The organism is Klebsiella sp. MS 92-3, assembly GCF_000195655.1.
Lineage (GTDB): Bacteria > Pseudomonadota > Gammaproteobacteria > Enterobacterales > Enterobacteriaceae > Klebsiella > Klebsiella pneumoniae.
Window position 1 is genome coordinate 1 of the sequence record NZ_GL882760.1, and the last position, 7,763, is coordinate 7,763.

General features: G+C 57.4%; 9 protein-coding genes and 1 pseudogene. 9 read left to right on the forward strand and 1 reads right to left on the reverse strand.

Annotated elements, in window-relative coordinates; translation table 11 throughout:
• The first annotated feature begins 364 nt into the window (after positions 1–364).
• Entirely contained in the window at positions 365–748 is a 384-nt protein-coding gene (gene ybjM / locus HMPREF9538_RS0127030) for an inner membrane protein YbjM (protein WP_002896351.1), read from the forward strand.
• A gap of 6 nt (positions 749–754) precedes the next feature.
• On the opposite strand, the gene HMPREF9538_RS21475 is transcribed toward ybjM, so the two are convergent.
• Entirely contained in the window at positions 755–1,018 is a 264-nt protein-coding gene (locus HMPREF9538_RS21475; protein WP_002896352.1) for a GrxA family glutaredoxin, read from the reverse strand.
• A 202-nt stretch (positions 1,019–1,220) separates the two neighbouring features.
• Here HMPREF9538_RS21475 and HMPREF9538_RS0127035 point away from each other — a divergent pair, with 202 nt between their 5' ends.
• From HMPREF9538_RS0127035 to HMPREF9538_RS31400, 8 genes and pseudogenes are all read left to right on the forward strand, one after another.
• Positions 1,221–1,508, forward strand: coding sequence for a YbjC family protein (locus tag HMPREF9538_RS0127035; RefSeq protein WP_002896354.1), 288 nt, complete (start codon positions 1,221–1,223; stop codon positions 1,506–1,508).
• Positions 1,492–2,214 (forward strand): nitroreductase NfsA, encoded by a 723-nt coding sequence (nfsA, locus tag HMPREF9538_RS21470; protein WP_004179133.1) that lies wholly within the window; start codon positions 1,492–1,494, stop codon positions 2,212–2,214. Before HMPREF9538_RS0127035 ends, nfsA begins: the two co-directional genes overlap by 17 nt.
• A gap of 114 nt (positions 2,215–2,328) precedes the next feature.
• On the forward strand, positions 2,329–3,231 hold the full coding sequence (gene rimK, locus HMPREF9538_RS21465) for a 30S ribosomal protein S6--L-glutamate ligase (protein WP_009484278.1): 903 nt from the start codon (positions 2,329–2,331) through the stop codon (positions 3,229–3,231).
• Positions 3,232–3,319: 88 nt separating this feature from the next.
• Positions 3,320–3,799, forward strand: coding sequence for a YbjN domain-containing protein (locus HMPREF9538_RS21460; RefSeq protein WP_002896365.1), 480 nt, complete (start codon positions 3,320–3,322; stop codon positions 3,797–3,799).
• 348 nt (positions 3,800–4,147) lie between these two features.
• A complete protein-coding gene (potF, locus tag HMPREF9538_RS21455) occupies positions 4,148–5,260 on the forward strand; it encodes a spermidine/putrescine ABC transporter substrate-binding protein PotF (RefSeq protein ID WP_002896368.1) in 1,113 nt (370 codons plus the stop codon).
• A 163-nt stretch (positions 5,261–5,423) separates the two neighbouring features.
• Positions 5,424–6,557, forward strand: a complete 1,134-nt coding sequence (gene potG, locus HMPREF9538_RS21450; protein ID WP_002896370.1) for a putrescine ABC transporter ATP-binding subunit PotG — start codon at positions 5,424–5,426, stop codon at positions 6,555–6,557.
• Between the two features lie 10 nt (positions 6,558–6,567).
• Positions 6,568–7,521 (forward strand): putrescine ABC transporter permease PotH, encoded by a 954-nt coding sequence (potH, locus tag HMPREF9538_RS21445; protein WP_009484280.1) that lies wholly within the window; start codon positions 6,568–6,570, stop codon positions 7,519–7,521.
• Positions 7,518–7,763, forward strand: a pseudogene (locus tag HMPREF9538_RS31400) (putrescine ABC transporter permease PotI); the annotation flags it as partial. The gene potH and the pseudogene HMPREF9538_RS31400, both read left to right, overlap by 4 nt.

Below are 7,763 nucleotides of genomic sequence, written 5' to 3' on the forward strand. Positions count from 1 at the left end.
AGAAATGACCTGCTTATTCGCACCTTCCCTAATGCAAGTACAACGAATAATAACAGGATGTAATTCCCGTTTAACAAATCTGCGACGTTTATATTCACGAAAGCCAACTTCTCATTTACTAGTAAGTTGTTGAAGGAAATGGTTATTTGGTCTAAGGTTGCTCAGGCGTTCGCGTTGTCGCGAACCTATTCTGGCACCCTGTTATAACCAGCAAAAATATACCGCTAGTTTAATCCTTCCTGGATGCGGCGGCTAGTGACAATCGTTTTTAGGCTGGAAGGGGAGTTATTGGCATGGATTGCCGAAATGCTTTATCTGACTGGGCGACGTGGACGTGAGTTAGAGGCAACATCAGGAGGATACGGTGAAATCTGAGCGTAGTTGGGCCGGCATTATCTGTGGCTTCGTTCTGTTCATTGTGGTGTGCTTATCGTTGTTGTTACATATGAAAGGGGCATTTCGCGCCAGCGGCAACCCGGAGCTGGGCCTGCTCTTCTTTTTGCTGCCAGGGGCGGCGGCGAGCTGTCTCTCTCCCGGACGGCGGGTGCTGCGTCCTTTGCTCGGCGCGATACTGGCGGCGCCGGTCTGCATGGTGACGATGCGGCTGTTCTTCGTGACCCACCGGACGTTCTGGCAGGAGATGGCGTGGGTGTTGAGCGCCGTGTTCTGGTGCGCGCTTGGGGCATTGTGCTTTTTGTTTATCTGCGCCTGGCTTGATACCTGGCGCAGTCATTCATCGAGCAAATAAATTGACTCAGGCAAACAGGCCGAGATTCTCTTTTGCCCAGGCTTCAAAATCGGTGCAGCCGCCGATGTGTTTCTGGTCGACGAAAATCTGCGGCACGGTTTCAACCGGTTTGCCAACGGTTTTTTCCAGGTCAGCTTTGCTGATGCCTTCGGCATGAATATCCACGTAGCGGTAGTTGAAATCATCACGCTCGTTGGTCAGTTTTTCTGCCAGTTCTTTAGCGCGAACGCAGTAAGGGCAGCCTGGACGACCAAAAATAACGGTAAACATTGCTTCTCTCCTTAAACCTCAGCCGGATGGCGAATGGCGCTTATGATGCCTGCAACGGGCGGGGAGGGAAAGAAGGTTCTGCCTTTTACTTCGATGGTTTACGGCTATGTTTGATAAATGTCGGACTGTCAAAACCCGTATACTGGCCCGACGGCGCGGTGGAATTGGCTGGCGCGCCGCGTTTATCAACCGGAGAGGCGTGATGCGAAAATTTGCCCCATTGCCGAAAAGCATACTGCTGGTTGAGATCCTCGGGATGGGGCTGTTAACCCTCGCCTGGCTCTCCCTTAACCAGTATGTCCAGCTGCCTGCGCCCATTGCCAGCCCGACCGCGGCGCTGGTGATGCTCTTTGCCGGGATCGTGCTGATGATCCCCGCCGCCCTCGTCGTTATGTGGCGGGTGGCGCAGATCGTGGCCCCGCAGTTAACGCACTCTCCAAAGCCTGAATCCTTGTCTGACAGAGAAAAACGTAATGACGCCGACCATTGAGCTGCTGCGCAGCCACCGTTCCATCCGCCACTTCACCGATGCCCCCGTGAGCGACGAACAGCGCGCAGAGATTATCGCCAGCGCGCAAGCGGCATCTACCTCGAGTTTTTTACAGTGCACCTCCATCATCCGTATTACTGACCCGGCGCTGCGTGAACGTTTGGTCCCGCTGACCGGCGGCCAGCAGCACGTCGCCCAGGCAGCGGAGTTTTGGGTCTTCTGCGCCGACTTTAATCGCCACCTGCAGATCTGCCCACAGGCGCAGCTGGGGCTGGCGGAACAGCTGCTGATCGGCGTTGTCGATACGGCGCTGCTGGCGCAAAACGCGTTGACCGCCGCCGAGTCCCTCGGACTAGGGGGCGTCTATATCGGCGGGTTGCGCAACAGCATAGAGGCCGTCACAGAGCTGCTGGAGCTGCCGCAGCACGTCCTGCCGCTGTTCGGTCTTTGCCTTGGCTGGCCGGCGGATAACCCGGATATCAAGCCGCGGATGCCGGCGGCCATGCTGGTGCATGAGAACCGCTATCAGCCGCTGGATAACGCGCTGCTGGCGGAGTATGACGAACAGCTGGCGCACTATTATCTGTCGCGCGGCAGCAACGCCCGCCGCGATACCTGGAGCGACCATATCCGGCGCACTATCGTGAAAGAGAGTCGTCCGTTTATTCTTGACTATCTGCATAAGCAGGGGTGGGCAACGCGCTGATTACGTGTACACTGCTGCTCCGGCCAGGTGATATCCGCCGCCGGCCGCAGGAAAGGTGAAAGTGTGTTCGATAGCTGAGGCCCGCCAGAGCGGGTCTTTTCGCAGAGGTGCAGGATGAAAATTGCCATATTATCCCGGGATGGAACGCTTTATTCATGTCGGCGCCTGCGCGAAGCAGCGCAACAGCGCGGTCATCAGATCGAGATCCTCGATCCGCTTTCCTGTTATATGAACGTCAGCCCGGTGGCCTCGTCGATCCACTACAAAGGGCGTCAGCTGCCGCACTTTGATGCGGTGATCCCGCGCATTGGCTCGGCGATCACCTACTATGGCACCGCGGCCCTGCGCCAGTTTGAGCTCCTGGGAAGCTATCCGCTGAATGAGTCGGTCGCCATCACCCGCGCTCGCGATAAGCTGCGCTCGCTGCAGCTGCTGGCGCGCCAGGGCATCGATCTGCCATTGACCGGCATCGCTCACTCCCCGGATGACACCAGCGATCTGATCGCCATGGTGGGCGGCGCGCCGCTGGTGGTGAAGCTGGTGGAGGGCACCCAGGGGATCGGCGTGGTGCTGGCGGAGACCCGCCAGGCGGCGGAGAGCGTGATCGACGCCTTTCGCGGACTGAACGCTCATATTCTGGTGCAGGAATACATTGCCGAAGCGAAAGGGTGCGATATCCGCTGCCTGGTGGTCGGCAATGAGGTGGTGGCGGCGATCGAGCGGCGGGCGAAAGAGGGGGATTTCCGCTCTAACCTGCACCGCGGCGGCATGGCCACGGTGGCGCAGATTAGCGAGGAGGAGCGGGCCATTGCCATCAAGGCAACGCAAACTCTCGGGCTGGACGCCGCCGGTGTCGATATTTTACGCGCCGCCCGCGGGCCGCTGGTGATGGAGGTGAATGCCTCGCCGGGGCTGGAAGGGGTGGAAACCACCACCGGCGTGGATGTCGCCGGCAAGATGATCGCCTGGATCGAGCGCCAGGCGACGCCGGAATTCTGTTTGAAAATAGGCGGCTAACCGCCGGATGCAAGACGGCCATGGTATGCGGCGCTTTTTTTGCGTAAGCTATGGCGTCGTTTTTCCACTGTAAGAGGTCACAGGCACTATGGATTCACTGGTCGTTCCAGGTCTGGATACGCTACGTCGCTGGCTGGACGAAATCGGCATCAGCTTTTTTGAGTGCGATTCCTGTCAGGCATTGCACCTGCCGCATATGCAGAATTTCGACGGTATTTTTGATGCCAAAATTGACCTGGTGGACAACGTGGTGCTCTTTTCCGCCCTGGCGGAGGTGAAGCCGTCTGCCCTGCTGGCGCTGTCGGCGGATCTCTCGGCCATCAACGCCAGCTCGTTAACCGTGAAGGCGTTTATCGACATTCAGGACGATAATTTGCCCAAGCTGGTGGTTTGCCAGTCGCTGTCTATCGGCCCAGGGGTGACCATGGAGCAGTTCGCCTGGTTCTTCCGCCAAAGCGAAGAGCAGATCTCGATGGTAATCCTTGAAGCCGGCGCAAATCAGCTGCTGTACAAAGGCGAAGAAGAAGAGCCTGCGGCGGAAAACGTGCAATACCATTTTCTTCACTAAACCTGCCTAAAATTAGCGCAGCCACTACCGCAGCGGCTGCGTATTACCCGCTTTTATTCTGCATTTAACCTTTCTTTAAAGCATTATTCACCGCCATTCAGGCCGTTTTGGCTTATCACGTAGACCGTTATTGCATAAAAATTTGATAAAAGGCGTTTTTTTACCTGGGCTATAGCCTCTTATTCTGGCTACAGTTATTCTGGCGATGCTTCCAGTTGCGAGCAACCACTCCGGGAGAGATCCGCTCTCCTTTTCTCAGGTAATGAAAAAATATGCATGATTTTTGCATGCGTAGAAATGCGTATATTTGAGCCCGTAAGTTAACGGGCGTTGAGAAGGAAAAGAGATATGACCGCCTTTGGTAAAAAATGGTTAACAGGTCTGGTTACGGGTGCGCTGATGGCCGTCTCTGCCGGTTCGCTCGCCGCCGAACAAAAAACCCTGCATGTTTATAACTGGTCTGATTATATCGCGCCGGACACGGTAGCGAATTTCGAAAAAGAGACCGGGATTAAAGTGGTGTATGACGTTTTTGATTCCAACGAAGTGCTGGAAGGCAAATTAATGGCGGGTAGCACCGGTTTCGACCTGGTGGTGCCGTCGGCAAGCTTCCTCGAACGCCAGCTGGCGGCGGGCGTGTTCCAGCCGCTGGATAAAAGTAAGCTGCCCAACTGGAAGAACCTTGACCCCGAAGTGCTGAAGCTGGTCGCCAAGCATGACCCGGAGAATAAATACGCCATGCCTTACCTGTGGGCGACGACGGGCATTGGCTACAACGTGGATAAGGTGAAAGCCGTTCTCGGCAAAGATGCGCCGGTGGACAGCTGGGATCTGGTGCTGAAGCCGGAGAACCTCGAAAAACTGAAAAGCTGCGGCGTCTCCTTCCTCGACGCGCCGGAAGAGATTTTCGCCACCGTGCTGAACTACCTCGGCAAAGATCCGAACAGCAGCAAAGCGGATGATTACACCGGCCCGGCGACCGATCTGCTGCTGAAGCTGCGGCCGAACATTCGCTACTTCCACTCTTCGCAATATATTAACGACCTTGCCAATGGCGACATCTGCGTGGCGATCGGCTGGGCAGGGGACGTCTGGCAGGCGGCCAACCGCGCGAAAGAGGCGAAGAACGGCGTCAATGTCTCCTACTTTATTCCGAAGGAAGGCGCGCTGGCGTTCTTTGACGTCTTTGCCATGCCGGCCGACGCGAAGAATAAAGATGAAGCCTATCAGTTCCTTAACTATCTGATGCGTCCGGACGTCATCGCCAAAATCAGCGACCAGGTGTTCTACGCCAACGGCAACAAGGCTTCCACGCCGCTGGTCAGCGAGACTATCCGTAACAACCCGGCGATTTATCCGCCAGCGGATGTGTTCGCCAAACTGTTCACGCTGAAGGTGCAGGATCCGAAGATTGACCGCGTGCGCACCCGCGCGTGGACCAAAGTGAAGAGCGGCAAATAATTCCTGACGGCCCGTCGAATACGGGCCAAATCAGATCTGCACTCGCCGGGAAATAGCAGCGCGCCCGGCGAGCAGAAGCACCAGGATGGTGCAAATGCACTGTTAAGCACGAAGTATGGCACCGGACCATATGGTGATCGTTTTTTTGCCGGAGAGCACCCGATTGAACGACGTAATGCCCCGCCCACAGGCGAAAGCCCCAAAAGCGCTGACCCCGCTACTGGAAATCCGTAACTTAACCAAGTCGTTTGATGGCCAGCATGCGGTCGACGACGTCAGTCTCACTATCTACAAAGGCGAAATTTTTGCTCTGCTGGGCGCGTCAGGCTGCGGGAAATCGACGCTGCTGCGCATGCTGGCGGGCTTTGAACAACCGACCGCCGGGCAGATTATGCTCGACGGCGTGGATCTGGCGCGCGTGCCGCCCTATCAGCGGCCTATTAATATGATGTTCCAGTCCTATGCCCTGTTTCCCCATATGACCGTTGAGCAGAATATTGCCTTCGGCCTGAAGCAGGACCGCCTGCCTAAGGCGGAAATCACCGCCCGGGTGCAGGAGATGCTGGCCCTGGTACATATGCAGGAGTTTGCCAAACGTAAGCCGCACCAACTCTCAGGCGGCCAGCGGCAGCGCGTCGCGTTGGCGCGCAGCCTGGCGAAACGGCCCAAGCTGCTGCTGCTTGATGAACCGATGGGGGCGCTGGATAAAAAGCTGCGCGATCGCATGCAGCTCGAGGTGGTGGATATTCTTGAGCGCGTTGGCGTGACCTGCGTGATGGTGACCCACGATCAGGAAGAGGCGATGACCATGGCGGGCCGTATCGCCATCATGAATCGCGGCAAGTTTGTGCAGATTGGCGAACCGGAAGAGATTTACGAGCACCCGACCACCCGCTACAGCGCCGAGTTTATCGGCTCGGTGAACGTCTTTGAAGGGCTGGTGAAGGAGCGTCTGGAAGACGGTCTGGTGCTAAGCTCGCCGGGACTGATGCATCCGCTGAAGGTCGACCCCGACGCCTCGGTGGTGGACAACGTGCCGGTCTGGGTGGCGCTGCGTCCGGAGAAGATCATGCTGTGCGATGAACCGCCGGCGGACGGCTACAATTTTGCCGTCGGCGAGGTGATTCATATCGCCTATCTGGGGGATCTCTCTATCTATCATGTGCGCCTGCAAAGCGGGCAGATGATCAGCGCCCAGCTGCAGAATGAACACCGCCATCGGAAAGGGACGCCCACCTGGGGCGATGAGGTGCGTTTATGCTGGGATGCTGACAGCTGCGTTGTGCTGACGGTGTGAGGAGAGGGCGATGAATACCGTTGAATCCCCGTCAGGGGCGAAAAAACCGGGCGGCTTCGCGCTGTGGGCGGCGCGCCTGCAGATGGCGCATGGCCGCAAGCTGGTGATTGCGCTGCCCTATCTGTGGCTGATCCTGTTGTTTTTGCTACCGTTCCTGATCGTGTTCAAGATAAGTCTTGCCGAGATGGCGCGGGCGATCCCTCCCTACACCGAGCTGATGGAGTGGGCGGACGGCCAGCTGACGCTGACGCTTAACTTTGCCAACTTCCTACAGTTGACTGACGATCCGCTCTATTTTGAAGCTTATCTCCAGTCGCTGCAGGTGGCGGGTATCTCGACGATCTGCTGCCTGCTGCTGGGCTATCCGCTGGCCTGGGCGGTGGCGCACAGCAAGCCGTCGACGCGTAATATTCTGCTGCTGTTGGTGATCCTCCCGTCGTGGACCTCGTTTTTGATCCGCGTCTATGCCTGGATGGAGCTGCTGAAGAGCAACGGGGTGTTGAATAACTTCCTGCTGTGGTTAGGGGTTATCGATCAGCCGCTGGAGATCCTGCACACCAACCTGGCGGTGTACATCGGTATCGTGTATGCCTATCTGCCGTTTATGGTGCTGCCTATCTACACCGCGCTGACCCGCATCGACTATTCGCTGGTGGAGGCCTCGCTGGATCTCGGCGCCCGGCCGCTGAAGACCTTCTTCCAGGTGATCGTCCCGCTCACCAAAGGCGGCATTATCGCCGGCTCCATGCTGGTGTTTATCCCGGCGGTCGGCGAGTTCGTGATCCCGGAACTGCTGGGCGGGCCGGACAGCATCATGATTGGCCGCGTGCTGTGGCAGGAGTTCTTTAACAACCGCGACTGGCCGGTCGCCTCGGCGGTGGCGATTGTCATGCTGCTGTTGCTGATCGTGCCGATCATGTGGTTCCACAAGCACCAGCAAAAACAGATGGGAGAGCAGGGATGAACGACTTGCCGGTAGTACGCTCGCCGTGGCGCATTCTGATCCTCGTGCTCGGATTCACCTTCCTCTACGCCCCGATGCTGATGCTGGTGATCTACTCGTTCAACAGCTCGAAGCTGGTAACGGTCTGGGCCGGATGGTCGACGCGCTGGTATAGCGAACTGTTCCACGATGATGCGATGATGAGCGCGGTAGGATTGAGCCTGACCATCGCCGCCTGCGCGGCGACGGCGGCGGCGGTCCTC

Coding starts and splice junctions, on each gene's coding strand:
- potH (WP_009484280.1), top strand. CDS start 6,568: ATGAATACCGTTGAATCCCCGTCAGGGGCGAAAAAACCGGGCGGCTTC.
- rimK (WP_009484278.1), top strand. CDS start 2,329: ATGAAAATTGCCATATTATCCCGGGATGGAACGCTTTATTCATGTCGG.
- HMPREF9538_RS21475 (WP_002896352.1), bottom strand. CDS start 1,018: ATGTTTACCGTTATTTTTGGTCGTCCAGGCTGCCCTTACTGCGTTCGC.
- nfsA (WP_004179133.1), top strand. CDS start 1,492: ATGACGCCGACCATTGAGCTGCTGCGCAGCCACCGTTCCATCCGCCAC.
- HMPREF9538_RS21460 (WP_002896365.1), top strand. CDS start 3,320: ATGGATTCACTGGTCGTTCCAGGTCTGGATACGCTACGTCGCTGGCTG.
- HMPREF9538_RS0127035 (WP_002896354.1), top strand. CDS start 1,221: ATGCGAAAATTTGCCCCATTGCCGAAAAGCATACTGCTGGTTGAGATC.
- potF (WP_002896368.1), top strand. CDS start 4,148: ATGACCGCCTTTGGTAAAAAATGGTTAACAGGTCTGGTTACGGGTGCG.